The organism is Pseudomonas maumuensis (assembly GCF_019139675.1).
GTDB lineage: Bacteria > Pseudomonadota > Gammaproteobacteria > Pseudomonadales > Pseudomonadaceae > Aquipseudomonas > Aquipseudomonas maumuensis.
The window spans coordinates 4245721-4272613 of record NZ_CP077077.1; the positions used below are offsets into that span (position 1 = coordinate 4245721).

Below are 26893 nucleotides of genomic sequence, written 5' to 3' on the forward strand. Positions count from 1 at the left end.
TAACGCGGCTGAGAAGGCAGTGATTCGGGGCTCGCGCGCCCTGATCACGGGCAAACCCGCACTTACGACGACTTGGTAGGTGCCCGCCCCGGCCGCCGCGCACCTGAGGATTCCCTGATGACCGATGCCCCCGCCGCCGAGGCGACCGAAGAACAAGTGCCAGAAAGCGCCCCGCAGCCCTGGGCCGACCTTGCCGCCGAGCACTTCCAGCTGCTGCGCCTGGCGCCGCTGCCGACCGACCGCAACAGCGGCGCCCGTCCGCTGCGCTTCGTCCAGTTCGGCTACGCCGAGCGCCACGACAAGGCCCACAGCCTGCTGCGCATGGAAATCTGCCTGCCTGGGCAGAAGGTGCGCAAGGAACAGAACCAACTGGACATCCGCGTCGACCACGAAACGCGCACGGTGCGCATCGGCGACCCGGTCGGCCTGCAGCTCGAGCCCCTCAACCGTGGCGTTGGCCGCTACCTGCTGGCGCAGGCGGTGCAATGGCTGCAGCACCGCTGCTCGCACTACCAGATCGAGGGCATGAGCCTACCGAACAAGGACGCCCTGAACGAAGACACCCGCCTGCGCCGCGACCATGTGCTACGCAGCGTCGGCCTGGAAGTGGAATACACCGATGGGCAGTTGCTCAAAGGGCGCCTGGTGGAAACGCCGGTGGGCCAGCTCAAGGGCGGCTGGAACACCGAGAAGGTGCAGCGCGTGGACAACCTCGAGGCCGCCGGCATGCTGCAGCAGGCCGAGCAGAACCTGATGGAGAAGGAAGCGCAGCTGCGCGAGCGTGACGAACGCGTGGCCAAGTACCGCCGCGAAGACAGCGGCTTGCGCTTTACCATCACCTGCCTGGTGGCGTTCGCGGTGTTCCAGGCCGGACTGCTGATCTGGATCGCCACCCGCTGACAGCCTGGGGCCGCCAGTCGGCCCATCGCCGGCAAGCCGGCTCCCACACCGACCGCGCCGCCTTCAGGCCAAGCGCCATCCTGTGGGAGCCGGCTTGCCGGCGATGGGCTGCGCAGCAGCCCTGGCTACTCGAGAAGGGTCAGACCCGCGCCTTGAACAGCTCCTGATGCTGCCGGCACTGTTCGGCCGTCAGCATGAACACCCCGTGCCCACCGCGCTCGAATTCCAGCCAGGCGAAGTCCACCTCGGGATAGAGCGCCTCGACATGCACCTGGCTGTTACCTACCTCGACGATCATCAAGCCCTTGTCGGTCAAGTGGTCGGCCGCCTCGGCCAGCATGCGCCGTACCAGGTCCAGGCCATCGTTGCCGCAGGCCAGGCCCAACTCGGGCTCATGGTGATATTCGGCCGGCATGTCACCGAAGTCCTCGGCATCGACATAGGGCGGGTTGGAGAGGATCAGGTCGAAACGCTGCCCCGGCAGCCCGGCGAAACCATCGCCCTGCACCGTGTACACACGCTCTTCCAGGCCATGGCGCTCGATGTTCTGGTTGGCCACCGCCAACGCATCGAAGGACAGGTCGGCCAGCACCACTTCGGCGTCCTGGAACACATCGGCGGCGACGATGCCGATGCAACCGGAACCGGTACACAGGTCGAGGATGCGCGCAGGTTCGGCGGCGAGCCACGGCTCGAAGCGCTTCTCGATCAGCTCGCCAATGGGCGAGCGCGGCACCAGCACGCGTTCGTCGACGATGAACGACATACCGCAGAACCAGGCCTCACCCAGCAGGTAGGCGGTGGGCACACGTTCTTCGATGCGGCGCTTGAGCAGGTGCTGCAGGCGTACCCGCTCATCATCCTCGAGTGCGCAATCCAGGTAGCTGTCGGCCACCTCCCAGGGCAGATGCACCGCGCCGAGCACCAGCAGACGGGCCTCGTCCCAGGCATTGTCGGCGCCGTGGCCGAAGAACAGTTCATGCTCATGGAAGCGGCTGACCGCCCAGCGGATGTGGTCGCGCAGGGTGCGCAGGCGGGATGTGATCACGGGGTACTCCTTTTCAGACAGGACAAAAGTCTAACAGCCCACACCGCACAAATGTTCGCCCCGATGCCCGAATGGATAGCCACAAGCCAGTAACCACGCCGCCTGCGCTGTCAACCATTCACATTGGCGCCAAGGCAAGGGAGAATAGGCCCACAAAAGCCCTACCCAAGGAGCCCTTGATGTCCGTTCCAACCACGATGTTCCGCCTCACTGGCCGCGACTACCCGCCGGCCAAGCTGAGCCAAGCCAGCCTGATCGTCATCGATGCGCAGAAGGAGTACCTGAGCGGTCCGCTGGCGCTGTCGGGCATGGACGAGGCCGTGGCGAACATTGCCAGGTTGCTCGACGCCGCCCGCAAGGCCGGCCGCCCGATCATCCATGTCCGCCACCTCGGCACCGTTGGCGGTCGCTTCGACCCGCAGGGCCCGGCCGGCGAGTTCATTCCCGGGCTGGAGCCGCGCGAAGGCGAGGTGGTGATCGAGAAACGCATGCCCAACGCCTTCAAGAACACCAAGCTGCACGAGACCTTGCAGGCATTCGGCCCGCTGGACCTGATCGTCTGCGGTTTCATGAGCCACTCCAGCGTCAGCACCACCGTGCGCCGCGCCAAGGACTATGGTTATCGCTGCACCCTGGTCGAAGATGCTTCGGCGACCCGTGACCTGGCCCTGAAGGACACCGTGATCCCCGCCGCGCAGATCCACCAGTGCGAGATGGCCGTGATGGCCGACAACTTCGCCTGCGTCGCCCCTACCGCCAGCCTGGTCTGAACCACGACCGCCCGGCGGACGGGCGGAACCCCCAGGTGACCCGCAGGTCGAAATCCGGATCAGCACCACCCGATCCTGAGGAATTCGAATGAAGCTCAAAGGCAGTTTCGATGCCAAGCGCCTGCGCCAGCGCGAGCCGAGCAACTGGGGCGCGCGCATCGCCGCGGCACTCTCGGTACTGCTGGCCACCCTGGGCATCCTGCTGGCAATGGCAGGCTTCGCCGGCTTGTTGGGCAACTACGCCGCCCTGGCCGAACTCAATGCCAACCGTCCATTGGCGGCGACACTGACCGTCGTCGGGCTGGCCCTGCTGTACTTCGGCGTGCGCCTGTGGCGGCGCAGCCGCATCCGCCTGCGCCGCGGGCGCGAGCTGAACCTGTCGCCGCACCTGATGAAGAAGCACGACTGACGCGCCGAGCGCGGGGCCAGGCTTGCCCCGCGATGACAGTCGCGTAAACTACGCCGCCCACGTGGAGGCACCATGCAAGACGACGACTTTTCCCTCTTCCGCAGCCAAGTGCAGGGCGTCAAGCCGATCAAGCACGATCGCGCCGAAGTCGGCAAACCCAAGGCCGACCGCAAGCAGCTGGCAGGCCTGCGCCAGGCGGCGACCATCCGCAGCGACCAGACGCTGGTGATCGACGGCCTGTCCGACCAGTTCGTCATCGACGTCGGCGCCGAGGATGAACTGATGTGGCGGCGTGACGGCGTGCAGGAAACCCAGCTGCGCAAGCTCAAGCTCGGCCAGATCGCCTTCGAGGGCAGCCTCGACCTGCACGGCATGAGCGTCGAGAAGGCCCGCGAGACGCTGTGGGCCTTCATCGCCGAAGCGACCAAGCTGGAAGTGCGCTGCGTGCGCGTCACCCACGGCAAGGCCGCGCGCCTGGACGGCAAGCGTCCGATGATCAAGAGCCACGTCAACACCTGGCTGCGTCAGCATCCGCAAGTGCTCGGCTTCACTTCGTGCCAGGCCCGCCACGGCGGCACCGGCGCGGTCTACGTGATGCTCAAGCGAACCATGCTCGAAGGGCGCGACGAGTGACATCGCGCTTGCAGCGCCGCCGCCGCCGCCGTACCCTTCGCCTTTGCGAAATTTTCCACAGGTAGATCCATGTCCCTGGAACAGAACTACACCGCGATCCTCAGCCAGATCGGCGAGGATGTCTCCCGCGAAGGCCTGCTCGACACGCCCAAGCGGGCAGCGAAGGCCATGAAGTACCTTTGCCGCGGTTATGAGCAAACCCTGGAAGAAGTGACCAACGGCGCGTTGTTCACCTCCGACAACAGCGAAATGGTGCTGGTCCGGGATATCGAGCTGTATTCGATGTGCGAACACCACATGCTGCCGTTCATCGGCAAGGCCCACGTGGCCTACCTGCCCAAGGGCAAGGTGCTGGGCCTTTCGAAGGTGGCGCGGATCGTCGACATGTACGCCCGCCGCCTGCAGATCCAGGAAAACCTCAGCCGCCAGATCGCCGAGGCCGTGCAGCAGGTGACCGGCGCCGCAGGCGTGGCGGTGGTGATCGAGGCCAAGCACATGTGCATGATGATGCGCGGTGTCGAAAAGCAGAACTCGACCATGCTCACCTCGGTGATGCTCGGCGAGTTCCGCGAGAACGCCGCCACCCGCAGCGAGTTCCTCAGCCTGATCAAGTGATCGGCCTGTTTTCCGAGCCGACCCCCTGGGGTCGGCTTTTTCATGTCAGGAGTTGCCCATGATCGTCAAAGCCCTGCGGGTTGGCCTCGGCCAGCTTATCGTGTTCGGCGACTGGATCAGCCGTCCAGCCAAGAAGCAGCGCGATGCCGCGGCCCAGGCCCAGGTCGAACAGCAGGCCAAGGGCCTGGCGCTGTACCAGTTCCATGCCTGCCCCTTCTGCGTGAAGACCCGCCGCACCCTGCACCGCCTCAATGTGCCGGTGGCGCTGCGCGATGCGAAGAACGATGCGCAGCACCGTCAGGCGCTGCTCGAAGGCGGTGGCCGGGTGAAAGTGCCGTGCCTGCGGATCGAGGAACAAGGCGAGGTGACCTGGATGTACGAGTCCAAGGACATCATTGCCTATCTGGACAAGCGTTTCGCCACGGTCTGACAGATTGCCGCCCGCTTCCACAAGCGGGCTTGCCCCACGATAAGGCCGGTCAATCCACCATCGGCACATGCCGAGGATGACTGGCCACCCGCGCCAACCAGGCCTGCACCGCCGGGTAAGGCGCCAGGTCGAAGCCGCCCTGATGCGCCACATGGGTATAGGCGTACAACGCCACGTCGGCGATCGAGTACTGCTCGCCGACCAGGTAAGGCGTCATTTCCAGCTGCTTGTTCATCACTTTGAGCGCCTTGTAGCCGCCCTTGTGCAAGCCCCGGTATTCCTCCAGGCGCTCGTCCGGCAGCCCCAGGTAGAACTGGATGAACCGCGCCACGGCGATGTAGGGCTCATGACTGTACTGTTCGAAGAACTGCCATTGCAGCACCTGGGTGCGCAGCCGCGGTTCGCTGGGCAGGAACTCGCTGCCATCGGCCAGATAGTTGAGAATCGCGTTGGACTCCCACAGGCAGGTGCCGTCCTCGAGCTTGAGCACCGGCACCTTGCCGTTGGGGTTCATGGCCAGGAACTCGGGCGTTTCCGTTTCACCCTTGAGAATGTCCACCGGGTGCCACTCATACGGGCGGTCGAGCAGGCTCAGCATCAGCTTGACCTTGTAGCAGTTGCCCGACTGGTAATCCCCATACACCTTGTACATCGCCCCTCCCCTTTCACGCAGTTGCGTAGTAATGCCCCATAGTTGGCGACTGTACGGCTAAATGCAATGCCTGCTGTATGGCAAGGATCACGCCATGGCACGGTAGCCTGAAAAAACTGCTTACACCTGCACAAGGAATTCCCTATGACCGATGCCACCTCAGCGCGCCTGCGGCCGCTGGCGGACAGCTCGCCGTCGGCGATCGTCGCCGGCTTTATCGCCATGCTCACCGGCTACACCAGCTCGCTGGTGCTGATGTTCCAGGCTGGCCAGGCGGCCGGTCTTACCAGCGCGCAGATTTCCTCATGGATCTGGGCCCTGTCGATCGGCATGGCAGTGTGCAGCATCGGCCTGTCGCTACGCTACCGCACGCCGATCACCGTGGCCTGGTCGACACCCGGTGCAGCGCTACTGATCACCAGCCTTGGCGGGGTGAGCTACGGCGAAGCGATCGGCGCCTACATCACCTGCGCCGTGCTGGTGTTGATCTGCGGCCTGACCGGCAGTTTCGAGCGCCTGGTGCGGCGTATTCCCGCCTCCCTGGCCTCGGCCCTGCTGGCCGGCATCCTGTTCAAGATCGGCAGCGAGATCTTCGTCGCCGCTCAACATCGCACGCTACTGGTGCTGGGCATGTTCTTCAGCTACCTGCTGGTCAAGCGCCTGTCGCCGCGCTACTGCGTGCTGGCCGCGCTACTGGTCGGCACCGCGCTGTCCGGCGCCCTGGGGCTGCTGGACTTCAGCGGCTTCCAGTTGGAAGTCGCAACACCGGTGTGGACCACACCGAGCTTCTCGCTGGCCGCGACGATCAGCATCGGAATCCCGCTGTTCGTGGTGGCCATGACCTCGCAGAACATGCCCGGCGTCGCCGTGCTGCGCGCCGACGGCTACCAGGTGCCCGCCTCGCCGCTGATCTCGGCCACCGGCTTCGCCTCGCTGCTGCTGGCGCCATTCGGCTCCCACGGGATCAACCTGGCAGCGATCAGCGCGGCGATCTGCACCGGGCCGCATGCCCATGAAGACCCGGCCAAGCGCTACACGGCGGCGGTCTGGTGCGGGATCTTCTACGGTATCGCCGGCACCTTCGGCGCCACCCTGGCAGCGCTGTTCGGCGCTTTGCCCAAGGAGCTGGTGCTGTCGATCGCGGCGCTCGCGCTGTTCGGTTCGATCATGAACGGTTTGAGCGTGGCCATGGGCGAGGTGCGCGAGCGCGAGGCGGCCCTGATCACCTTCATGGTCACGGCCTCGGGCTTCACCCTGTTCTCGATCGGCTCGGCGTTCTGGGGGATCGTGGCGGGGGTGCTGACCTTGCTCATACTCAGCCCACGCAAGAGCTGAGACAGGCACAGGCAATCACAAGCGGAAATGCCCCACCATCCCCTTCAAGTCATTGCCCAATTGCGCCAGCTCGACACTTGAACGGGCATTGTCCTCCATCGCCAGTGCCGCCTGGTCGGCACTACCGCGTATCTGCGTGACGCTGCGGCTGATCTCCTCGGCCACCGAGCTCTGCTGCTCGGCCGCCGCGGCGATCTGCTGGTTCATCTGCTGGATCAACGACACCGCCGCCGCGATGCTGCCCAGAGCACTCTCGGTCTGCAGCGTGTCGGCCACCGCCAGGCGCACCAGCTCGGTACTGCCGCGGATCTGCATCACCGACTGCTGGGCATTGCCGCGCAGGCTGGCGACCAGGCGCTCGATCTCCTCGGTGGACTGCCGGGTACGCCGCGCCAGGGCGCGTACTTCGTCGGCCACCACCGCGAACCCGCGCCCCTGCTCCCCGGCCCGCGCCGCCTCGATCGCGGCATTGAGCGCCAGCAGGTTGGTCTGCTCGGCCACGCTCTTGATCACCTCGAGTACATCACCGATGGTATGGATCTCGGCACTGAGACTGTCGATGCCGCTGCTGGCGGTTTCGGCGGCCAGCGCCAGTTGCTCGATGCGCTGCATGCTCTGACGCACCACCTGCTGCCCAGACCCGACCTTGTCGTCGGCTGCCTGCGCCGCCTGGGCAGCCTGCTCGGCATTACGCGCCACATCATGGACGGTCGCAGTCATCTGCTGCATGGCGGTGGCCACCTGCTCGGTCTCGTCCTTCTGGCTACCGACTTCGCGGTTGGTCTGCTCGGTGACCGCCGACAAGGCCTGGGCACTGCCGGCCAACTGGTCGATACCCTGCTGCAAGCCACTGACGATACCGGACAAGCCCTCGGCCATCTGCTGCATGGCCTGCAACAACTGGCCGACCTCGTCGGCCCGCGGCGGCTCGGCCTCGATAGCCAGCTCGCCTGCGGCAATGCGCCGGGCCCGGCTGATCACCCGCTTGAGCGGCGCGACCACGGCGCGGGTTATGAGCCAGGCCGCCAGCACGCCTACCAGCAGCGCCAGCGCCGTGGCCGCAGTAATGGCGACGGCGTTGCGTGCCAGTTCCGCCTGCATGGCCTGCTCCTGATCGGCATACACCTGGTCGACACGCGCGGTAACCTGCTCGGCACGCGCCTGCAACTGCTCCTTGATACCCCGCTCCTGGCCCAGCAGGTCGGTGTACTCATTGAGCTTTTCGGAGAAACTGCCAATATGCCCGGCCACTTCGCCCAGCACGCTCTGGTAGCCGACATCGGCGACGGAAGCCTTGAGCTGGTCCACCAGGGTCGCAGCTTCCACAGTCTGGGCGATGCGGCCCTCGGCGCTGGCTTCACCGCCCTTGCGGCTCTGGTCCAGGCGCACCCGGGCCTCGTCCATGGCCTGCAGCATCAGCCGCGACACCTGCGCCACCTGCCCGGCCTGCTCCAGGAACTCACCACCCTGCTGGCCCTGGGACTGCTTGAGGGTATAGGTGCCATCGTCGGCCAGGCCGGCCTGCAGCACATCGAGGTTGTTGGCCACGCTCGACACCGACCAACTGGCCATGTCCAGCGCCAGCTCCTTGGCCTGCACCGCCTGGACGAACTGGTCGAAAGCTTGCCCATAGGCATTCAGATCGGCCCCGGTCGAGGCCAGTGCCGGCACTGCCTGGGCCCGCTCCACCAACCCCTGCAGCCCCGTGCGCAGGGCATCGGCCTCTTTGATGTCCGAGCGCAGGGCGAAGGCCTGTTCGTGCTGGCGCAGCTTCAACAGGTCGGTATTGAACTGAGCCATCTGCCGCAGCCCATCGAAGCGCTGGCCGACATTGGCCAAGGCGTATACACCGATGGCAGCCACCACCAGGGTGAGCAGCAACACCAGGGCAAAGCCCAGGCCGAGCTTGCGCGCCATGCCCAGATTGGCCAGTACACCGTGCTTGGTCGCCGCCATCACCAATCCCCTCGCCTTGTCGGACTTTACCTACAGCAAGAGTGACAATGGCGCCGACTCCGTCACAAGAGCCAGACGCGCCAATGGTGTCATTTAGCTATGAGCGTGTCGCTTTCAGACCGTCAGAGGTCGCCCCGCATGCCGGAAGAACGCCTCGGCCCGCGAGTCCTGCCCATAGGCGACATTGATACGCAGCCACTCACTGGCCCGGCCCTGCGGATCGAAGGCACTGCCTGGGGTAAGCAGCACCGCATGCTCCAGCGCCAGCCGCTCCAGCTCGACGAAGTCGCGCCCCGGTACCCGGGCCCAGACGAACATGCCGCCGACGGGCTCGCAGAACACCTCCCAGCCGCAAGCCTCCAGCAGCCCCAGCGTCCTCGCCCGGTGCTGGCCCAGGCGCAGGCGCAGGCGCTGCACGCTCTTGCGGTAGCTACCGTTGGCAAGCATCTGCCCGACCACCTGCTCGGCGAAGCGCGAGGTGCCGATGCCCGCGACCATCTTCAGCTCGGCCAGACGCGCCACCAAGGGCGGATCGGCCACCACATAGCCGACCCGCAGCGAACTGCTGAGGGTCTTGGAGAAGCTGCCCAGGTAAATAACCCGTTGCTCGCTGTCGAGGGTAGCCAGCCGCGTCGCCGGTCCGTCCTGGAAGTCGGCGTAGAGGTCATCCTCGACAATCCGCAGGTCATGCCCACGGGCCAGTTCCAGCAGGCGATAGGCGACCTTGGGCGTCAGGCTGGTGCCGGTCGGGTTCTGGTACAGGCTGTTGATGAACAGACAGCGCGGCTGGTGTTCGGCGAGCAATTGCTCGAGCACGGCCAGGTCTGGACCACTGGCAGTGCGCGGTACCTCGAGCATGCGCACGCCGTGCAGGCGCAGCAGGTTGTAGAGGTTGTAGTAACCGGGTCGCTCCACCAGCACTGTGTCGCCCGGCGCCAGCAAGGTCCGCACCAGCAGGTCGAGGGCATGGCTGGCACCCTGGGTGGTGACGATACGCTCAGGTTCCGCGGCGATATCCAACCGCGCCAACCCTTTGTGCAGTTGCAGGCGCAGGCTCGCCAGGCCTTGGGGCGGGCAGTAGTCGAACAGTGCCTCGGGCACGCCACGGCTGACCTGGCGGATGGCCTGGGCCAGTTCAGCCTCGGCTCGCCAGGCCACGGGCAACCAGCCGCAGCCGAGCTTGAGCAGTTGCTCATGCCCTTCGCGAAACTGCCGCCAGCTGCCGTCGATCGCCTCGCCCCACGGTTCGCCGGGATCGGGACACAGGCCCGGCTTGCGCTCGGCAACGAAGAACCCGGCACCGTGCCGTGCCTCCAGCCAGCCGCTGGCCACCAGCCGGTCGTAGGCTTCGATCACGCACGAAGCACTTACCGCCTGGGCCTTGGCCAAGGTGCGGATCGATGGCAAGCGCGCACCCGGGCGCAAGCGCTGCCGAGTGATCCAGCCCTGCAACTGCTCGGTCAGCTGCTGAACCAAGGGTGTGGGGAGACCGCGATCAAGATTGAAGTGCATGGCAAGTGTTCGCTTATTTCAGGCGAACAGTTAAGCACAAATCCGTACTGGGTGTGCCTTGGCGAACAGCCACCCAGGGCCGATGCTGACGCAATCGATCCTGCGGAAACCACCCATGCCCACTCGCCACGCCCCGGCCCTGCTGGCCTTCGCCCTGTGCCTGATCACCCTTGCGGTGAACCTCCAGGCTCCGTTGTACATCACCTACGCCGACCTCTCCGGGCAAGGCGCCGCGGCGACCGCCGTGGCTTTCTCCGGCTACGTGCTCGGTGTATTGCCAGTGCTGCTGGCCCTCGGCGGCCTGGCCGACCGGGTCGGGCGACGCCCGTTGATCCTGGTCGCACTCGCCCTGTCGATGATCGCCACCTTGATCATGCTGCTGTCCCCCAGCCTGGCATCCCTGGGCGTGGCGCGCTTGTTCCTGGGCCTCGGCACCGGCCTGGCCTCGGCCACGGCCACCGCCTACATGAGCGAACTGATGACGCCCGGTGAACGTGACCGCGCCGCGACCTGGGTCACCGCCAGCACTTCCCTGGGCTTTGGCCTGGGCGCGGCACTGACCAGCGTGTTCCTGCTGCGCGGGCCGACACTCACCCCGAGCAGCTTCCATCTGCAACTGGCGCTCGCCGCCTTTGCCCTCGCGCTGGTCTGGCGCCTGCCCGACCCACGCCCGACGCAACGCAGCGCCATGCTGCGTCTGCCCTACTATCCCAGCGGCAGCCTGGCCTATGGCCTGGCGATCCTGCTGGCCTGGGCCTGTGTCGGACTGGTCATCGCCCTGCTGCCGGGGGTCCTGCGCCAGCATGGCCTGAGCGCCTGGTCGGGGTTCTCGACCTTCTGCGTGATCAGTTGCGGCCTGCTGTTCCAGCCCCTGGCCCGGCGCATGGCCAGTGCCCGGGCGACCCTGCTCGGGCTGTCGATCCTGCCGTGCAGCTACGCGCTGCTGGCCTGGGGCGCCGACAGCGGCAATCTGCTGGGTGTGCTACTGGGAGCCGTGGCCGCAAGCAGCGCCTGCTATGGCTTCATCTACCTGGGCGGGCTGGCTGCGGTGAATCAACTGGCCGGCCAAGAAAAAACCCGGGCCAGTGCCGGGTTCTTCCTGCTGGCCTACCTGGGGTTCAGCCTGCCGGTGATCTTCACCGGGCTGCTCAGTGACCGGCTGGGGTCGCGGCTGGCCCTGATCGTGTTTGGTGGTGTGTTGCTGCTGGGCTGCGCGGCGGTGGCACTGGCCCTATGGACCACTTCGATCAGATCGCCAACGCACCACCGTCGACCGTCAGGCTGTGCCCCGTCGTGAAGGCTGCGCCATCGCTGCACAGGTACAACACCGCGCTGGCGATCTCCTCCACTTTGCCGATGCGCCCGACCGGGTGCATCGCCGCGGCGAACTCGGCCTTGCGCGGATCGGCCTCATAGGCGCGGCGAAACATGTCGGTGTCGATCACCGCCGGGCACACCGCGTTGACCCGGATACCCTTCTTCGCATACTCGATGGCCGCCGACTTGGTCAGGCCGATCACCGCATGCTTGGACGCCGCATAGATGCTCATCTTCGGTGCCGCCGACAGGCCGGCTACCGACGCCGTGTTGACGATAGCGCCACCGCCTTGGGCCAGCAGCAGGGGCAGCTGATACTTCATGCACAGCCAGACGCCCTTGACGTTGACGCCCATGATCGCGTCGAACTCCGCCTCGCTGCCCTCCGCCAATCGCCCCTTTTCGATTTCGATGCCGGCATTGTTGAAGGCGTAGTCCAGACGCCCGTATGCCTCGACCACCCGCTCGTGCAATTGCCGCACATCTTCGTCGCGGGTAACGTCGCAGGCGATGAACAATGCTTCGCCACCAGCCTGGCGAATCAGTGCCACCGTGGCTTCGCCACCGTGCGCATCACGGTCGGCCACCACCACCTTGAGCCCCTCGGTGGCAAACGCCTGCGCCGTCGCCCGGCCGATACCCGCCGCGCCACCGGTGACCAGGGCAACCTGGCCGGAGAAAGTCATGCTCATCACTGGCTCCTGCAAAAGGATGGGAAGTCGTGGCTGAGTCTAGTCAGGGCACCGCTGGGCTGGGCAGCATCATCAAGGGCACGGTTGGACTACTATCGTTCGCAGTGATCTTGCGTGACGCGGCCCATTCAACCCGCCGATCATCCCCCCTCACACTCGTTCAGGAGAACTCGCCATGCCCCACACCAACCGCCGTTTCCTGCTGACCAAGCGCCCGGTCGGCGCCGTGCGCCGTGACGACTTCACCTATGAGCAGGCCCCTGCCGACGAGCCAGGCGAAGGCCAGGTGCTGGTGAAAAGCCTCTACCTGTCCCTGGACCCTGCCATGCGCGGCTGGATGAACGAAGGCAAGTCGTATATTCCCCCGGTGGGCTTGGGCCAGGTGATGCGCGCACTCGGCGTGGGCGAAGTGGTCAGTTCCAAGCACCCGGACTACAAGCCCGGCGACCATGTCAGCGGCGCCCTGGGCGTGCAGGACTACTTCACCGGTGAACCTCAGGGCCTGCACAAGATCGATCCGCGCCTGGCCCCCCTGCCCCGTTATCTGTCGGCACTAGGCATGACCGGCATGACCGCCTACTTCGCCCTGCTCGATGTCGGCCAGCCCAAATCCGGCGAAACCGTGGTGATCTCCGGCGCCGCCGGCGCGGTCGGCAGCATTGCCGGGCAGATCGCCAAGCTCAAGGGTTGCCGCGTGGTCGGCATCGCCGGTGGCACGCAGAAGTGCCAGTACCTGCTGGATGAACTGGGCTTCGACGGGGTCATCGACTACAAGGCCGAAGACGTGCTCGCCGGGCTCAAGCGCGAATGCCCCAAGGGCGTGGACGTGTACTTCGACAACGTCGGCGGCGACATCCTCGATGCGGTGCTGTCGCGCCTGAACGTCAAGGCCCGGGTGGTGATCTGCGGTGCCATCAGCCAGTACAACAACAAGGAAGCGGTCAAGGGCCCGGCCAACTACCTGGCGCTGCTGGTCAACCGCGCGCGCATGGAAGGCTTCGTGGTGATGGACTACGTCAAGGAATACGGCAAGGCCGCGCAAGAAATGGCCGGCTGGCTGGCCAGCGGCAAGGTCAAGAGCAAGGAGGATGTGGTGGAGGGGTTGGAGACCTTCCCCGAGACGTTGCTCAAGCTGTTCAGCGGGGAGAATTTCGGCAAGTTGGTACTGAAGGTCTGATCATTGCGGGCTGCGCTCAGGCGCAGCCCGCGCCGCAGTCTCTCGGGTCAACCGCGAATTTCAGCCACCACAGCAGCCAACGCCTTGGCCGGATCCGCCGACTGGCTGATCGGACGCCCGATCACCAAGTAATCAGAACCGGCGTCCAGCGCCTGGCGTGGAGTCAGAATCCGGCGCTGATCATCTTGCGCGCTGCCCGCCGGGCGAATCCCCGGGGTCACCAGTTGCAACGATGGGTGCGCAGCCTTGAGTGCCGGCGCCTCCAGCGCCGAACACACCAACCCATCCATGCCAGCCTTCTGCGCCAGCGCCGCCAAACGCAGCACCTGCTCCTGCGGGTCGACATCCAGGCCAATCCCGGCCAGATCCTCGCGCTCCATGCTGGTCAGCACGGTCACGCCGATCAGCAGCGGCTGCGGACCGCTGCGCTTGGCCAGCTCTTCACGGCAGGCCGACATCATCCGCAGACCGCCGGAGCAGTGTACGTTGACCATCCACACGCCCATCTCGGCCGCAGCTTTGACCGCCATCGCGGTGGTGTTGGGGATATCGTGGAACTTGAGGTCGAGGAACACTTCGAAGCCCTTGCTGCACAGGGTTTCGACGATGCCCGAGGCGCTGCTGGTGAACAGTTCCTTGCCCACCTTGACCCGGCACAGGGCGGGGTCGAGCTGGTCGGCCAGCTTCAGGGCGGCGTCACGGGTGGGAAAATCCAGGGCGACGATCAGGGGCGTCTGGCAGGCGGACATGGGCAGGGTCTCTTGGCAAGTCGTAAACGGCGCGCATTGTAAACGAAGTGGGACGGGGTTTGGGGGCCGCGGGTCATGAGAATTGGCCCAGGTGGGGGTGGCTCCTATAATGGAACCAACGGCTGCGGCAATGGCTCGAATGCCATGTAAGCGGTGCCCTGTACGCTTTCTGGAGAATCTCGATGCCTTGGTATGCCTGGTTGATACTGCTTGTTGCGCTTGGGTCGATTGTCGGCGGGTTGATGCTGCTGCGCGATACGGCGAAGAAGTTGCCGTTGACCGAGGAGCAGTTGAAGAAGGTGCATGAGCGTAATGCCGAGGCGGATGCAAAGGATGCAGAGGACCGCTGAGTGTTATTGGTTTTCGACAGCCGATCGCTTTACCACGACCGGCTGACGAGTCTATTTACTCCACTGACAATTTTGCGCGGTTGCGATCCAGCAGCGCCTTTCCAATGCCTTTGACTTCAAGCAATTCATCTACCGATGTGAAGGGGCCGTTGTTTTCGCGGTAAGCGACGATGGCTTCGGCCTTGGCCATGCCTATGCCGTTAAGTTCGCGCTGCAGAGTAACGGCGTCGACTGTGTTGAGGTCAAATTTAGGTGGGTTGCCAGTTGGGGCTACTACATGGCTGGCATCGCTTTCAGTCGCCGACACTGCAGTGGTTGCGGGCGCGGCATGCACAGCAATTGAGAGACCCAGTAGCGGAAGCAGCAGGTAGCTGAGGACGGTATTGCGCATTGTTCGACACTCCATGAGTCGGTACGGGAGCAACCTTCTTGGTTGCCTGGCAAACCGTAGTTAGGAACAAGGGGCAGCGCAAACCGGTGGTAGCCATGATTTTTTTCTAGATGATTCATCAGATTACCGTTTTCGAAACAACCTACAATTAAATCCGATGCTTCGCCGTTGAGCTGATGCCTGAAGTCCTTACTGTCGAGATGCTCGACTGTTCCCCTGAGCTTAGCCGAACTTACAGTCGGCGGCCAAGCAGCCTATCCCCCAAGAGTAGGCAGAAACGCCTGCCCCTCATTAACTTTTTAAAAGCTTGAATGCTTTACCTGCCTCAACTAGAGCCGCCCGAGCACAGACTGGAGCGGACCAGCCAAGTAAAGTCCTAGCTTTTGATGCATCGACCTGCAGTGAACCGCATAGCTGGGTGTACATGTTCCGCTTGCCTACCAAGCCTGCAGCCCACTCAAGCACCGCCGACGGAACGGGTAGTATCAGGGGTCTCTTATTCATACCCTTGGCCAACAGCCTCACAATTTCCTCAGTCGATATGTCTTCCATATCACTGACTAGGAATGTCTGATTCGCGGCACCTGGGTGGGTTGCGCAAGTCAAAATAAAGTCAACCAGATTATCCAGGGAGACCATGCTTCTCAAGTTCCGTACACTACCGAATGGTAAAGGCATACCCATTTCAACCAGCTTCAGCAATCTACGGAAGTTCCCCGGCGCGTTTGCAGCGTAGACTAAAGGCGGACGAATGATTACAAGCTCCATCCCTGAACCTTGCACCACCGATTTAAGCGCATTCTCCGCTTCTAACTTTGACTTGGCATAATCGGCGTGCGGTTCCTCTTTAGAACACTCGGAAAATGGCGACTCTCGGGTGAGATTGCCATTCACGCCTATGGAGCTGATAAAGATGAATCGCTTCACGCCCTGAGCAATCGCTTGAGAAGCAAGAGCCAGCGCTCCGTCGACGTTAACCCGACGAAACTCGGCCAATGGCTCAGTAATCGTATCGTTCATTACATGCGCTCGAGCGGCTAGATGAACGACTACCTCAACACCCTTCAAGGCGCTAGACCAATCCGTAGCGCTGTCGATATCCCCCACCGCGTACAAGCCCTCGGTAATCTGAGCGCTGGCAGGCAATACGCGAACCGTACCGGATGACCGATGCTTCCTCTCCTGCCGCAAACGCGAAAGAACCGCGCTCCCTACGAATCCATTTGCGCCAGTCACGAGTAGGTGCATTTTAACTCCCGAAATAATTTAATGAGGCAGTTGCCGTCGAAATGCGGCATAAACTTCCTCGGACTTACTGCTCACAGCTTAAGGTTCAAGACGGCGCTGTATGTGAATCCAGTCCACGATTTCCCCTTCCGGAGCATAGCCGCTCACCGTTTCACGCAACAACTGTCGCACACGGTCATAATCATCACTGGAAACCGCAGCAATCAATTGATTGAGCTTTTCCTTGAGTATGTCCCACTCAATAAAGTCTTCATTGGCACTCATGATCATGGGGTGCGGGGTAGCGGCCACATTGTCGCCAATCAAAAGCTCTTCATAAAGTTTCTCGCCCGGCCGCAAGCCACTGAACTCTATGGAAATGTCACCATGAGGATTGCGCTCCGAGCGAATGCTCAACCCAGACAAATGAATCATTTTTTCCGCGAGATCAACAATACGTACAGGCTCCCCCATATCAAGAACAAATACGTCCCCCCCCTGCCCCATCGAGCCGGCTTGGATAACCAGCTGTGCCGCCTCAGGAATCGTCATGAAATAACGCGTGATTTTAGGGTGGGTAACGGTGATAGGACCACCGGACTTGATTTGTTTATGAAAAAGCGGAATGACCGAGCCGGACGAACCCAGCACATTGCCAAAGCGAACCATGGTGAAGCGTGTCTTATTAACCTGAGAGATATTACTGAGATCACCGAAAAGCACCGGGGCGGGCTCACGACTCAGAGCCTGTAGCGTTAGTTCGGCCAAACGCTTGGTACTGCCCATTACGTTGGTAGGACGAACGGCTTTGTCGGTGGAAATCAGGACAAAGTTAGCAATGCCTGCCTGTAATGCAGCCTGTGCTGTACTCAATGTACCGATTACATTGTTAAGCACCCCTTCCGCGATGTTATGTTCAACCATCGGCACGTGCTTGTAAGCCGCAGCGTGGTAAACGGTGTCGACATGCCAGGCCTTCATGATGTCGAACAGTTGGACCTGGTTCCGCACGGATCCTAGAATCGGCAATAAGCGGATAGGAAGAGACTCACGCGCAACGCGCTGTTCGAGCTCGGAAAGGATGTTATACAGGTTGAACTCGCTGTGCTCGAACAGAATCAGCGTTGTAGGCGTCAACCCTAAAATCTGTCGACAAAGCTCGGATCCGATCGATCCACCCGCACCAGTAACTAGTACCGTCTGCCCCTTGATACAACGCTCAAGCAAGTCTTCCTGAGCGGGCACTGCATCACGGCCTAATAGGTCAGCAATATCAACCTCTTGAATATCGTCAACCTTGACCCGACCACTGGCCAAATCCATAAAACCAGGAATACTGCGCACATGAAGAGCAAACCCCTGAAGATCGCCCAAAATTTCACGTCGACGCCCGCGGCTTGCTGAAGGAATAGCCAGCAAGACCTCCTCAGCACCAGTGGCATCAATCATGCGCTGGATATGATTCGACTTATAGACCTGCAAACCGGAAATAACACGATCGGCGATGCTTGCATCGTCGTCGATGAATGCAACAGGTCGCATCATCTTTCCCATCCGCAATGCGGCAACCAATTGATTACCAGCCGAGCCAGCCCCATAGATTGCAACCTTCGGCAATCCGTTATCACGACTGGTAAACGGCATATGTTGGGCCGCGGCAAACCAGTCACCCAGAAAGTATTGGCGCATCGCCAAGCGTAGACCGCCAACCATCACTAAGCTCAACCACCAGTAGTTGAAAATGATTGACCGAGGAACAACATTCTGGTGATTGCTATACCAGTAAACGACGACACCAAGAATAAGGGAGGACAAGCTGACAGCTTTGATGATTGTCACTAGCGCGTCATTACCGAAATAGCGCATTACAGCACGATACATGCCAAACCGGATAAACAATGGAATCGCTACAACAGGCGCAGAAAGAAAAAGCCACAGATGGTCCGTGAGCGGGTCTGCCATGTCTTCGACGCCCAGCCGAACCAAAAAAGCAAGCCAAAGAGCTGCCCACACAAGGACGACATCAGTCAAGACCTGAAGTAAGCGCTTCTGCCGGCGCGGAAGGCCCAGCATCATGACTCGCAATTTGTCCAAAAGCCCTTCGAACACAACTAAAACTCCTCTAACGAACCTGATCGTAACTGCCACGCCTTGACGCATTGACCATGAAAAGCGACTGCAGATCAAATTTCTTCCGAAGACCCTGCCTTGAATTTTACTGCCAAGGCCACCAAAGGCGCATACGCAAGTAACACTCCAACCGTGCCATCCAAGCTCAGCAGCATCACGCACAACGCTATAGGTAACAACCACATAAGATTCAGGGCGACGACAAAGAGCGTAACCGGCAAGTGCTTACCATAGGCTCTTGAGGCAAACTGATACGCATGACTACGATGAGCTTCATAAACCTTGTCGCCACGAGCCAAACGCCGAACTAAGGTGAAGGTCGCATCCACGATAAAGACACCCAGCAATATCAACCAGCACCAGAACAATTGAGATGAAACCCAGACAGCCTGGATCGACAGCACCCCAAGAATGACACCTAGAAAGCCGCTGCCGGCATCCCCCATAAAAATCCGTGCAGGCGGGAAATTCCAGTACAAGAAGCCCGCTACTGCACCGACTAGCAGCATCGGCAGAGCGACCAACTGATCAAACCCGCCGATGACATAGATTAAAATGGCTCCCCCACACACGCAGATGGCCTCGACACTCGCAATTCCGTCGATACCGTCCATGAAGTTATAGAGGTTCAACAGCCACACCAGATAAAAAGCGGCTATCACTACACCGAACCAAGCAAGATCAAGTGTCCAGCCAAAAAACTCAAGCGGTGGAAGGCCCCCGAGCCAAAAGAGCGCCCAGAAAGCAGCAATAAAGTGCCCTAGCAAACGCCAGCGAGCAGCGATGTGCCCGTGGTCATCCATGAAGCCAATCACTGCGATCATGCCACCAGAACCGGCCAAGGCGATCAACACGTTGTTAAGCTCACCGCCTACATCCAGAAAAGGCATTGACGCGAGAAACGAAATGACGATCGCTACGCCCCCACCGCGCGGTGTAGGCACCACGTGCGAACTACGGTCATTGGGAATGTCAATAATGCTCTTGGCCAGCGCGTAACGACGCAACACTGCTGTTAACAGCAGAGAGGCAAGGAACACCAGTGGAATCAGCCACCATTGAGTCATCGTAAAATATTTCCTGGGCGGTGCTTTGCGGCAACTGTATCTACAGGATGAATACTATCCAGTATCGCCTGTTTACTAGTTCCAATAGGATAACCGTGGCAGATCATTCCTTGCGCCAGACGGTGCGATTGACGTAGTCCGTATAGCTCAATACAACGCGAACAACTTGCAAGGAGACAGGCCCCCCCTCGTAGTCTGCTACGACTGGGATGACACGACTGGATCTTGAGTGTTGCGAAGTAACGACTTTTACCGCCGCCAAAACAGAGTCTTTCTTCAGCCCACTCATGATCAGGGTACCAACATCCATGCCTTCCGGGCGCTCATGCGCATTACGCAGCGTAACGGCTGGCAAGTTAAGCAAAGACGCCTCTTCCGTAATGGTCCCGCTGTCAGAAAGCACACAAAATGCGGACATCTGAAGCTTGATATAGTCAAGTAAACCAAATGGTTTGACAAAGCGAATCAACGGGTGCGCCAACGACTCGCCCAAGGCTTCCAAGCGCTTATGCGTTCGCGGATGCGTAGAAACGATGACTGGGTATCCGTAAACGTCCGACAACGCCTTTAACGTCTCGAGCAGGTCCTTGAGATTATCTGGTGTGTCGACGTTTTCTTCACGGTGCGTGCTGACAACGAAAAACTTCCCGGCTTCAAGGCCAGTACGCTCCAGAACATCAGAGCGGTCGATCTTAGGCATGTAGTAATCCAATACTTCATGCATGTGCGAACCAGTTTTTATGATGGTTTCTGGACGAACGCCCTCCGCGATTAAATAACGGCGAGCATGCTCAGTAAGGACCATATTAATATCACTTAAATGATCCAGTACTTTCCGGTTCAGCTCTTCGGGGACCCGCTGATCGAAGCACCGATTACCGGCTTCCATGTGAAAAACTGGAATTTTCCGGCGTTTGGCTGCAATAACCGCTAGGCAGGTATTGGTATCTCCATAAAGAAGCAGCGCATCAGGCTTCTCAAGTTCGAAGATTTCATCGGCCTTAGCAATGACCTCTGCAATGGTTTGGGCAGCAGTGGCGCCCGCAGCCCCAAGGAAGTGATCCGGCTTACGAATTTCCAAATCGTCAAAGAAAACCTGACTCAACTCATAGTCATAATTTTGCCCGGAATGCACAAGAACATGATTAACTTGTTGGTCAAGCTCAGCGATTACCCGGCTCATTTTTATAAGCTCAGGACGCGTCCCCACCAAGGTCATTACTTTAAGCATTAAGTTGCTCCTGTATGTATTCAAGATTGAGCAGCAAACGCTTTATACCTGCAATATCCAGACGCTCGGTATTGTGCGACGTGTAGTCGTCGAGCTCGGAAATCTTCTGCTCACCCTCCACAAAGTATTTTTTGTAGTTTAAATCACGGTTATCTGCGGGAATACGGTAATAGCGCCCCATATCCTCAGCTTTTGCCATCTCCTCTCGCGACACCAATGACTCGTATAGCTTTTCTCCATGCCGTGTACCGATCACGCGAATAACATTGTCTTTTGCAAATATTTCCCTGATCGCCTCTGCCAGATCCCCAACCGTCGATGCTGGAGCTTTTTGAATGAACAAATCGCCCTGCTGGCCATGCTCGAAAGCATGCAGAACCAAATCAACGGAATCCTCTAACGACATCAAGAATCGAGTCATGGCAGGATCGGTGACAGTCAAGTCATCGCCAGCACGCAATTGCTCCACAAACAGCGGAATAACCGAACCGCGAGATGCCATCACGTTACCATAGCGTGTAGCACAAATAACGGTTCCCCCCGCAGGGATCATTCGCGACTTGGCAACCATTAATTTTTCAGCCATCGCTTTTGAAATACCCATCGCGTTGATCGGGTACACCGCTTTGTCCGTACTCAACACTACAACACGCTTAACGCCACTGGCGATGGCAGCATTGAGCACATTTTCTGTACCCTGGACGTTGGTCCGTACGGCTTCCATAGGGTAAAACTCACAGGAGGGTACCTGCTTGAGTGCAGCAGCGTGGAAGATGTAATCCACTCCGACCATCGCTTGCCGCAAACTGTCAGAGTCACGAACATCACCGATGTAGAACTTGACTTTGTCGTTCGCCAAGGCGATTCGCATATCTTCTTGCTTTTTTTCATCTCTGCTGAAAATTCGAATCTCGCGAACATTGGTGTTCAAGAACCGCTTCAGCACAGCATTACCGAACGATCCGGTGCCACCAGTAATCATCAAAACTTTATTATCAAACATACAAACCTTCCAGGTTAGCTCAATCCATTGCCATACACGGTTGACAAAGGTAGGGTCTGAGCAGTGTCACTGCAAATTACCCGATACTGGGACTTAACGTCCTGCCCACATGATACGAACGAGCTCAGGCCAAGCCGGAGCTATGTATCCAGTTATTTCACTGAAGCGATTACCGTCAAGCGATCTGTCAATCACTAACTTGTCGTCCGGAATGATTTCAGTATGTTTGTCATACTGCTTGGCCACTAGCCGCAGAAGTCCAAGCTTGTCAATAGGTTGTGCTGCAACATGATACAAACCGCTCAACTCGGGACGAGGCAGTACGTAGTCTTTCATGACTCGTGCCAGCTCCACCGTTGGCAATCCAGAAAAAATGGCCTTGGAAAAACCCTTCACAGCACCTTGCTGCGAGAGGAACCAGTCAACCAATGACTGAGACGAATTCAATTCGTGCCCGATGATGGACGTGCGCAAAGTTATCGCACCCGGGCGATCATGCAGCTCACCGATATATTTGGACTTACCATAGAGATCTTCGGCATCAGAAATATCATCTTCACGGTAGCCGCCCCGTCGCCCCGAAAATACACAGTCTGTACTGACGTGAATTAACCGCGCCTGAGCCAATGAGCAGAGCAACGCCAGTTGGTGAGGTAGCATAGAATTGATCGGTAAGGCCGTCAGAGGGTCTTTCGCGTCTGCAATTTGCTTAATCAACCCCACGCAATTGATGACAACTTCCGGACGGACCTTATCCAGTACGGAAACGAGGGCCTGCAGATCCAATGCGTCAACGTCTGTGATCAGCCTCGCGTGGCTCGAGGGCAAAAAGCTCTTAAGCCCCGAGCGGCCTCGCAGGGTACCCCATACCTCATGGGTATCGTCACTCTCGAAAACCTTGAATACTGCATTGCCCAGCATCCCGGTTACACCAAGTACCAAAACCCGCATAACTACTCCTTAACACCGGACTTTTTGAGCATCTCTGCCAACGACTGAACCTGATGGCGCATATCGAAGTGGGCTTCAAAATAAGCCCTCCCGCTTCTGCCCATCTTTTCACGCTCATCCTTACCAACCGCCCGCATCCGCTGAATGGTCTCGACCAGCGCTCCTGCCTGCTCGGCAGGTGTTGCAATACCGGCTCCGGCCTCGACGACTACCCTGGCACCTTCCCCGTTCAGGCAGGCGATGATCGGTCTGCCCGAAGCAAGGTAAGCTTGGACCTTGCTAGGGATGGTTTGGGTAAAAATCTCATCGGCGTTGAGAGTAACAAGCAATGCGCCAGCGCGCTCGAAAACCTGCGGCATCATGTCCATTGAAAAACGGCCAGGAAGAATGAGGTTATCCAGTCGATGTAGCACCTTCTGTTCTTGAAGCCAAGCAAAGCGACTGCCAGTGCCTACCAATACTAATCGAATTCCTGGCTCATCGCGAAGGCTGATAGCGGACTGCACGACAGTATCCAATGCTTGCGCGGTCCCGAGATTACCGGCAAACACGACGCAAAAATTCTGTTCAAGCAATTGAATCAATTCGTCGGGAATAGAGCTTGATGATACTACTGGAGTGGCATCAATACTATTTGGATAATAGACAATTTTGTCGCGACTTGCATAACGCGCCACAGGATCAAAAAAAGCTTTTGACTGCACAAAAAGTTTGTCACAAAAGGCGTAGATACCCTTTACAACAGCGCCCGCAACCCTCAAGGCAAATTTACTCTTCACATACCCTGTGGCTGCCAAACTTTCCGGCCACAGGTCCTGAACCCAGACCGTCAACGGCGCACGCTTGATATACTTCAACGGAATCGCCGGTATGGCCTGCGTCAAAGGGGACATCGCAAATACAAAAATGGCGTCAAACTTTCGCTTGCGCAACATAAATGGAAAACAAACCAAACCAAACAATACAAAAGACAAATAGTTGAGAATCAAATTTTTTACACCGCCAGCACCTCGAGCGTACAGCGGTACCCGCAGGACTTCGATTTTGCCAAGGTACCGCTCGCGCTGGGTACCACCAAAGCGATAACCAGAGAAAAATTTACCCTCTGGGTAGTTAGGCTTTCCTGTCGCCACGACTACTTCATGTCCTGACTCATGTAGGTGACGAACGATATCATTAATGATAAATGACTCAGGCCAAAAGTACTGAGTCACCACCAATATTTTCAACTTATTGTCCTCTGAATTATTTAGCATCATCGATTAACTTGAATATGTTAGACCAAGTGGAGTCAGCTGTTTTCTCCCAATCGTATTTCTTCGCCTGCAAAACAGCAGCTTCAGACAGCGTGCGAGCATAAGCATCGTCTGACAATACCCTCTCCATTTTATTGGCGATATCGTCAGGACTGAAAGGAGAAAAATAAGCAGCAGCCTCTCCACCAAATTCAGGCATAGGCATAACGTCAGACGACAGAACAGGACGGCCTGCGCCCAGCGACTCCAGCAGTATGTTCGGGCAGTTTTCACAGGAGGAAGCAAACAGCACCAGCCCTGCGTGATGATAATAGGCTGGCAACTGTTTATACGGCACGGCACCGAGAATGGTGACTCGATCATCCAAACCAAGCGCTTTGATCAATTCATGTACTCGCTCGGCACCAGGCATATCAGACTCGCCGATTAGCAGCAGGCGAAACTGCTTCTGGTAATGGGCAGGTAATTTTGCATATCCACTGACAACCTCATAGTGATGTTTGTATACATCAAACCGAGAAACATAAAGTATATACTCACCCTCAGCCAAACACTCAGGGCGAGCAACATTAATATCAACCTCTCTAAACTCCTTACCTATACCATGTGGAATGGTTACCGGATTCGGAATACTGGTCAATTTCTCGATCACGCCACGAGCATAATCAGAAATAAAAATTGTGAGATCAGCCCCGGACATACTACGCAGCATGGCTCTATACAACAGCCAGTTCCTGATCCGCTGAAGTCCGAACGGTATATATCCAAGAACTCGCTTGTCGAAGGGTATCATGTTGCGAAACATAGTAACCACTTTGCAGCCGCGAGGTACCGTACCAGCCACGACACCACCAGGACAAAACAAAACATCTGCACCTGCCCTTCGTAGATATCTAGGAAGAAACAACTTCTCCCAAATAGTTCTGGTTAATGGATTAGTAACTGGCCAGCTAGGATAATAACGATTAATGGCTGGATGATCCGGCATCTGCAGCTCTTCCGGAGCCAGCACAGTAATTTTCAAGTCGCTACGATCTGGAATATGCCTTAGCAAGTTAATGAGGTAGGTCTGCCCACCACCCAGCCTTGCGGAAAAGGCATTGATAACAATATTCAATTCACGACTTCCTTATTCCCAAAAGTCCCAGGAGAGCTGGCAGGTAACTGAATATCTCTTAGCCAAGCCTGGAACATCAAAACATTCCAGATATTCACACTCCGATCAAACTGGCCAAGCAGATGCTCACGCCACATCCTGCTAACTTTCTCTGCATCTAGGTACCCCTCATCGATTAGTCGGGGAGGACACAGCAGATCCTCAGCCCAAGCTCGCAGAGGCCCGCGCAGCCACTCCCCAAGCGGAATTGAAAAGCCAGCCTTCGGGCGGTCAATCAGCTGTGAAGGAACATATCGATCAAGCAGTCGACGCAGGGCCCATTTGCCGACCCCGTCTCGCACCAGGAAACGCTCCGGCAGCGAGAAAGCGAACTCAGCAACACGATGATCCAGTAGCGGAGCTCGCGACTCAAGGCTTGAATACATGGTCGCCCGATCCACCTTCACCAAGAGATCGTCCGGCAAGTACTGACCGACATCCCAAGACCTCATGGAAGCAATATCATCGAATGCTTGCACGGGAAAGCTATCAAAACCACTGCACTGCCCGCCAATAACTATGCTTTCCTCGGGCTGCCAGTGAGACATGAGCCGGATATACATCTCCCCTAAACTCTTCGACTCAATTAACTGTCCCAGACGATTGACTCGGCGTCCGTTGATTGAGCGATGATAGCGCGCGGGCAGCAATCCGGTAACTTTGTCCCAATTAGCCGCAGAGGGATAGGTCAATACCGAGGCAAGTGCCGACCTTAGTGGCAGAGGTATCTTACTTACCTTACGCCAAAGATTGGCCGTGATTGGATACCGCGGGTAACCCGCAAACAATTCATCGCCGCCATCCCCAGTCAAGGCAACCTTGACATGCTGGCGAGTGAGTTTTGATACTAAGGCTGTCGGGATCTGAGAGGAGTCGGCAAAGGGCTCATCATATATCTTTGGCAGGAGAGGGATTACGGCAGCTGCATCTGAGGCCTTTACATACATTTCGGTGTGATCGGTGCCGAGATGCTTCGCAACTTCCTGAGCATAAGGCGCTTCATTGAAGGCTGCCTCTTCAAAACCTATTGTAAAACTACGCACCTGACTTGAGCTTTGCGCCTGCATCAAAGAAACAACCAAGCTGGAGTCCACCCCGCCTGAGAGGAAAGCACCTATTGGCACATCAGAAAACGACTGTAGTTCGACCGAAGATGCCAAACGATCATGCAGCATATCGAGTACTTCGGCGTCTCCGGCCTGCTCGAGTTCACCTCGCATGGCGGCCAGGTTGTCACTACGAATACTCCAAAACGGACGCGGCTCACCCACCTCACCCCGCGCAGAAATGTTAATAAAATGCCCAGGTTGAAGCTTGAAGATATCCTTGTAAATAGAACGAGGCGCGGAAATATAGCCAAACCGCATGAAATCGGCCAACACGTCTCGATCAATGTGAAGCTCTTGAGCACATTGTGTTCTAATAGCCTTGAGTTCGGAGGCAAAATAAAATTCGCCTTTGATTCTACCAAAATAAAGTGGTTTTTCGCCCAAGCGATCGCGCGCCAATGTGAGTACACGGGCGCTTTTATCCCATACGGCTATTGCGAACATACCCAAAAGCCGAGTCAGGGTAGGTTCAACACCCCACAACTCAAATGCTGCAAGCATGACTTCAGTATCGGAATGTCCGCGCCAGTTCAAATTTGCACTGGTAGCGTCGATCTCCTTTCGCAAGCTAGCAAAATTATAAATTTCGCCATTAAATACAACTACATAGCGACTGGACGCAGAATGCATCGGCTGATGCCCATGGGCAGACAAATCCAGGATCGCCAACCGTCGATGGCCAAGCGCCACCCCCTGCTGATTATCGACCCAAGTCCCCTCGTCGTCAGGCCCACGATGAAAAAGCGGCGCAAGCATGCACTGAACACGCTCTTCCAAAGCGCCTACGTTTCCCGTCATCAACCCCGCGAATCCACACATGAATATGC

The 26893-nt window shown here is 58.7% G+C and carries 26 protein-coding genes and 1 pseudogene; 10 read left to right on the forward strand and 17 right to left on the reverse strand.

The genetic code is table 11. The annotated features are described in order from the left end of the window. Positions 1-117 precede the first annotated feature (117 nt). Positions 118-900 (forward strand): hypothetical protein, encoded by a 783-nt coding sequence (locus KSS90_RS18970; protein ID WP_217866799.1) that lies wholly within the window; start codon positions 118-120, stop codon positions 898-900. Positions 901-1039: 139 nt separating this feature from the next. Here KSS90_RS18970 and prmB read toward each other — a convergent pair whose 3' ends face one another. After that, positions 1040-1948, reverse strand: coding sequence for a 50S ribosomal protein L3 N(5)-glutamine methyltransferase (gene prmB, locus KSS90_RS18975; protein ID WP_217866800.1), 909 nt, complete (start codon positions 1946-1948; stop codon positions 1040-1042). A 179-nt stretch (positions 1949-2127) separates the two neighbouring features. Between prmB and KSS90_RS18980 the strand changes: the two genes are divergently transcribed. From KSS90_RS18980 to KSS90_RS19000, 5 genes are all read left to right on the forward strand, one after another. After that, entirely contained in the window at positions 2128-2718 is a 591-nt protein-coding gene (locus KSS90_RS18980) for a cysteine hydrolase family protein (RefSeq protein WP_046856594.1), read from the forward strand. Between the two features lie 88 nt (positions 2719-2806). Then, positions 2807-3127 (forward strand): hypothetical protein, encoded by a 321-nt coding sequence (locus KSS90_RS18985; protein ID WP_046856595.1) that lies wholly within the window; start codon positions 2807-2809, stop codon positions 3125-3127. A gap of 72 nt (positions 3128-3199) precedes the next feature. Beyond that, positions 3200-3760, forward strand: a complete 561-nt coding sequence (locus KSS90_RS18990) for a Smr/MutS family protein (RefSeq protein WP_023631547.1) — start codon at positions 3200-3202, stop codon at positions 3758-3760. 69 nt (positions 3761-3829) lie between these two features. Continuing rightward, on the forward strand, positions 3830-4375 hold the full coding sequence (folE, locus tag KSS90_RS18995) for a GTP cyclohydrolase I FolE (RefSeq protein ID WP_023631546.1): 546 nt from the start codon (positions 3830-3832) through the stop codon (positions 4373-4375). A gap of 58 nt (positions 4376-4433) precedes the next feature. Further along, the gene (locus tag KSS90_RS19000; protein WP_217866801.1) at positions 4434-4805 is read left to right on the forward strand and encodes a glutathione S-transferase N-terminal domain-containing protein; all 372 of its coding nucleotides are present in this window, start codon (positions 4434-4436) and stop codon (positions 4803-4805) included. A 49-nt stretch (positions 4806-4854) separates the two neighbouring features. On the opposite strand, the gene KSS90_RS19005 is transcribed toward KSS90_RS19000, so the two are convergent. Then, a complete protein-coding gene (locus KSS90_RS19005; protein ID WP_217866802.1) occupies positions 4855-5457 on the reverse strand; it encodes a glutathione S-transferase family protein in 603 nt (200 codons plus the stop codon). Positions 5458-5601: 144 nt separating this feature from the next. On the opposite strand from KSS90_RS19005, the gene KSS90_RS19010 reads away from it, so the two are divergent. Continuing rightward, a complete protein-coding gene (locus KSS90_RS19010; protein WP_217866803.1) occupies positions 5602-6792 on the forward strand; it encodes a benzoate/H(+) symporter BenE family transporter in 1191 nt (396 codons plus the stop codon). Positions 6793-6807: 15 nt separating this feature from the next. Here KSS90_RS19010 and KSS90_RS25950 read toward each other — a convergent pair whose 3' ends face one another. From KSS90_RS25950 to KSS90_RS19020, 3 genes and pseudogenes are all read right to left on the reverse strand, one after another. Continuing rightward, positions 6808-7680 carry a methyl-accepting chemotaxis protein gene (locus tag KSS90_RS25950; RefSeq protein WP_401110231.1) on the reverse strand — a complete coding sequence of 291 codons (873 nt, stop codon included), beginning with the start codon at positions 7678-7680 and terminating at the stop codon, positions 6808-6810. Next, a pseudogene (locus KSS90_RS25955) lies at positions 7666-8748 on the reverse strand (HAMP domain-containing protein); the annotation flags it as partial. The gene KSS90_RS25950 and the pseudogene KSS90_RS25955, both read right to left, overlap by 15 nt. 114 nt (positions 8749-8862) lie before the next feature. Then, positions 8863-10260, reverse strand: a complete 1398-nt coding sequence (locus tag KSS90_RS19020; protein ID WP_217866805.1) for an aminotransferase-like domain-containing protein — start codon at positions 10258-10260, stop codon at positions 8863-8865. Positions 10261-10375: 115 nt separating this feature from the next. On the opposite strand from KSS90_RS19020, the gene KSS90_RS19025 reads away from it, so the two are divergent. Beyond that, complete coding sequence (locus KSS90_RS19025) at positions 10376-11557, forward strand: MFS transporter (protein WP_217866806.1); 1182 nt, start codon at positions 10376-10378, stop codon at positions 11555-11557. On the opposite strand, the gene KSS90_RS19030 is transcribed toward KSS90_RS19025, so the two are convergent. Beyond that, positions 11508-12269 carry an SDR family oxidoreductase gene (locus KSS90_RS19030; protein WP_217866807.1) on the reverse strand — a complete coding sequence of 254 codons (762 nt, stop codon included), beginning with the start codon at positions 12267-12269 and terminating at the stop codon, positions 11508-11510. The two genes, KSS90_RS19025 and KSS90_RS19030, sit on opposite strands and share 50 nt — an antisense overlap. A gap of 175 nt (positions 12270-12444) precedes the next feature. On the opposite strand from KSS90_RS19030, the gene KSS90_RS19035 reads away from it, so the two are divergent. Next, positions 12445-13446: an NADP-dependent oxidoreductase gene (locus KSS90_RS19035; protein WP_217866808.1), complete on the forward strand. Its 1002-nt coding sequence runs from the start codon at positions 12445-12447 to the stop codon at positions 13444-13446. Positions 13447-13493: 47 nt separating this feature from the next. Here KSS90_RS19035 and pyrF read toward each other — a convergent pair whose 3' ends face one another. Beyond that, positions 13494-14195, reverse strand: coding sequence for an orotidine-5'-phosphate decarboxylase (gene pyrF, locus KSS90_RS19040; RefSeq protein WP_217866809.1), 702 nt, complete (start codon positions 14193-14195; stop codon positions 13494-13496). 182 nt (positions 14196-14377) lie between these two features. Between pyrF and KSS90_RS19045 the strand changes: the two genes are divergently transcribed. Then, positions 14378-14545, forward strand: a complete 168-nt coding sequence (locus KSS90_RS19045) for a DUF2897 family protein (protein WP_217866810.1) — start codon at positions 14378-14380, stop codon at positions 14543-14545. A gap of 55 nt (positions 14546-14600) precedes the next feature. Here KSS90_RS19045 and KSS90_RS19050 read toward each other — a convergent pair whose 3' ends face one another. From KSS90_RS19050 to asnB, 10 genes are all read right to left on the reverse strand, one after another. Beyond that, positions 14601-14936, reverse strand: a complete 336-nt coding sequence (locus KSS90_RS19050; protein WP_217866811.1) for a ComEA family DNA-binding protein — start codon at positions 14934-14936, stop codon at positions 14601-14603. Between the two features lie 291 nt (positions 14937-15227). Beyond that, on the reverse strand, positions 15228-16184 hold the full coding sequence (locus KSS90_RS19055) for an NAD-dependent epimerase/dehydratase family protein (RefSeq protein ID WP_217866812.1): 957 nt from the start codon (positions 16182-16184) through the stop codon (positions 15228-15230). Between the two features lie 78 nt (positions 16185-16262). Continuing rightward, entirely contained in the window at positions 16263-18239 is a 1977-nt protein-coding gene (locus KSS90_RS19060; RefSeq protein WP_225933200.1) for a polysaccharide biosynthesis protein, read from the reverse strand. 107 nt (positions 18240-18346) lie between these two features. After that, positions 18347-19360: an MraY family glycosyltransferase gene (locus KSS90_RS19065; protein WP_217866813.1), complete on the reverse strand. Its 1014-nt coding sequence runs from the start codon at positions 19358-19360 to the stop codon at positions 18347-18349. Positions 19361-19463: 103 nt separating this feature from the next. Continuing rightward, on the reverse strand, positions 19464-20591 hold the full coding sequence (wecB, locus tag KSS90_RS19070) for a non-hydrolyzing UDP-N-acetylglucosamine 2-epimerase (protein ID WP_217866814.1): 1128 nt from the start codon (positions 20589-20591) through the stop codon (positions 19464-19466). Continuing rightward, on the reverse strand, positions 20584-21594 hold the full coding sequence (locus tag KSS90_RS19075; protein WP_217866815.1) for a polysaccharide biosynthesis protein: 1011 nt from the start codon (positions 21592-21594) through the stop codon (positions 20584-20586). The genes wecB and KSS90_RS19075 overlap by 8 nt, the downstream gene beginning before the upstream one ends. 93 nt (positions 21595-21687) lie before the next feature. Further along, complete coding sequence (locus KSS90_RS19080; RefSeq protein WP_217866816.1) at positions 21688-22545, reverse strand: dTDP-4-dehydrorhamnose reductase family protein; 858 nt, start codon at positions 22543-22545, stop codon at positions 21688-21690. 2 nt (positions 22546-22547) lie between these two features. Then, positions 22548-23774 (reverse strand): glycosyltransferase family 4 protein, encoded by a 1227-nt coding sequence (locus KSS90_RS19085; RefSeq protein WP_217866817.1) that lies wholly within the window; start codon positions 23772-23774, stop codon positions 22548-22550. 16 nt (positions 23775-23790) lie between these two features. Further along, positions 23791-24918: a glycosyltransferase family 4 protein gene (locus tag KSS90_RS19090; protein ID WP_217866818.1), complete on the reverse strand. Its 1128-nt coding sequence runs from the start codon at positions 24916-24918 to the stop codon at positions 23791-23793. Next, positions 24915-26885: an asparagine synthase (glutamine-hydrolyzing) gene (gene asnB, locus KSS90_RS19095; RefSeq protein ID WP_217866819.1), complete on the reverse strand. Its 1971-nt coding sequence runs from the start codon at positions 26883-26885 to the stop codon at positions 24915-24917. The genes KSS90_RS19090 and asnB overlap by 4 nt, the downstream gene beginning before the upstream one ends. Between the last annotated feature and the right edge of the window lie 8 nt (positions 26886-26893).

Excerpts from the sequence above, each read along its gene's own strand:
- KSS90_RS19030 (WP_217866807.1), bottom strand. The coding sequence starts at position 12,269 with ATGAGCATGACTTTCTCCGGCCAGGTTGCCCTGGTCACCGGTGGCGCG.
- KSS90_RS19005 (WP_217866802.1), bottom strand. The coding sequence starts at position 5,457 with ATGTACAAGGTGTATGGGGATTACCAGTCGGGCAACTGCTACAAGGTC.
- KSS90_RS19075 (WP_217866815.1), bottom strand. The coding sequence starts at position 21,594 with ATGTTTGATAATAAAGTTTTGATGATTACTGGTGGCACCGGATCGTTC.
- KSS90_RS25950 (WP_401110231.1), bottom strand. The coding sequence starts at position 7,680 with ATGCAGCAGATGGCCGAGGGCTTGTCCGGTATCGTCAGTGGCTTGCAG.
- KSS90_RS18970 (WP_217866799.1), top strand. The coding sequence starts at position 118 with ATGACCGATGCCCCCGCCGCCGAGGCGACCGAAGAACAAGTGCCAGAA.
- KSS90_RS19045 (WP_217866810.1), top strand. The coding sequence starts at position 14,378 with ATGCCTTGGTATGCCTGGTTGATACTGCTTGTTGCGCTTGGGTCGATT.
- wecB (WP_217866814.1), bottom strand. The coding sequence starts at position 20,591 with ATGCTTAAAGTAATGACCTTGGTGGGGACGCGTCCTGAGCTTATAAAA.
- KSS90_RS18990 (WP_023631547.1), top strand. The coding sequence starts at position 3,200 with ATGCAAGACGACGACTTTTCCCTCTTCCGCAGCCAAGTGCAGGGCGTC.
- KSS90_RS19080 (WP_217866816.1), bottom strand. The coding sequence starts at position 22,545 with ATGCGGGTTTTGGTACTTGGTGTAACCGGGATGCTGGGCAATGCAGTA.
- KSS90_RS19000 (WP_217866801.1), top strand. The coding sequence starts at position 4,434 with ATGATCGTCAAAGCCCTGCGGGTTGGCCTCGGCCAGCTTATCGTGTTC.
- KSS90_RS19065 (WP_217866813.1), bottom strand. The coding sequence starts at position 19,360 with ATGACTCAATGGTGGCTGATTCCACTGGTGTTCCTTGCCTCTCTGCTG.
- pyrF (WP_217866809.1), bottom strand. The coding sequence starts at position 14,195 with ATGTCCGCCTGCCAGACGCCCCTGATCGTCGCCCTGGATTTTCCCACC.
- asnB (WP_217866819.1), bottom strand. The coding sequence starts at position 26,885 with ATGTGTGGATTCGCGGGGTTGATGACGGGAAACGTAGGCGCTTTGGAA.
- KSS90_RS19010 (WP_217866803.1), top strand. The coding sequence starts at position 5,602 with ATGACCGATGCCACCTCAGCGCGCCTGCGGCCGCTGGCGGACAGCTCG.
- KSS90_RS19025 (WP_217866806.1), top strand. The coding sequence starts at position 10,376 with ATGCCCACTCGCCACGCCCCGGCCCTGCTGGCCTTCGCCCTGTGCCTG.
- KSS90_RS18985 (WP_046856595.1), top strand. The coding sequence starts at position 2,807 with ATGAAGCTCAAAGGCAGTTTCGATGCCAAGCGCCTGCGCCAGCGCGAG.
- KSS90_RS18980 (WP_046856594.1), top strand. The coding sequence starts at position 2,128 with ATGTCCGTTCCAACCACGATGTTCCGCCTCACTGGCCGCGACTACCCG.
- KSS90_RS19050 (WP_217866811.1), bottom strand. The coding sequence starts at position 14,936 with ATGCGCAATACCGTCCTCAGCTACCTGCTGCTTCCGCTACTGGGTCTC.
- KSS90_RS19035 (WP_217866808.1), top strand. The coding sequence starts at position 12,445 with ATGCCCCACACCAACCGCCGTTTCCTGCTGACCAAGCGCCCGGTCGGC.
- KSS90_RS19055 (WP_217866812.1), bottom strand. The coding sequence starts at position 16,184 with ATGCACCTACTCGTGACTGGCGCAAATGGATTCGTAGGGAGCGCGGTT.
- folE (WP_023631546.1), top strand. The coding sequence starts at position 3,830 with ATGTCCCTGGAACAGAACTACACCGCGATCCTCAGCCAGATCGGCGAG.
- KSS90_RS19060 (WP_225933200.1), bottom strand. The coding sequence starts at position 18,239 with ATGATGCTGGGCCTTCCGCGCCGGCAGAAGCGCTTACTTCAGGTCTTG.
- KSS90_RS19020 (WP_217866805.1), bottom strand. The coding sequence starts at position 10,260 with ATGCACTTCAATCTTGATCGCGGTCTCCCCACACCCTTGGTTCAGCAG.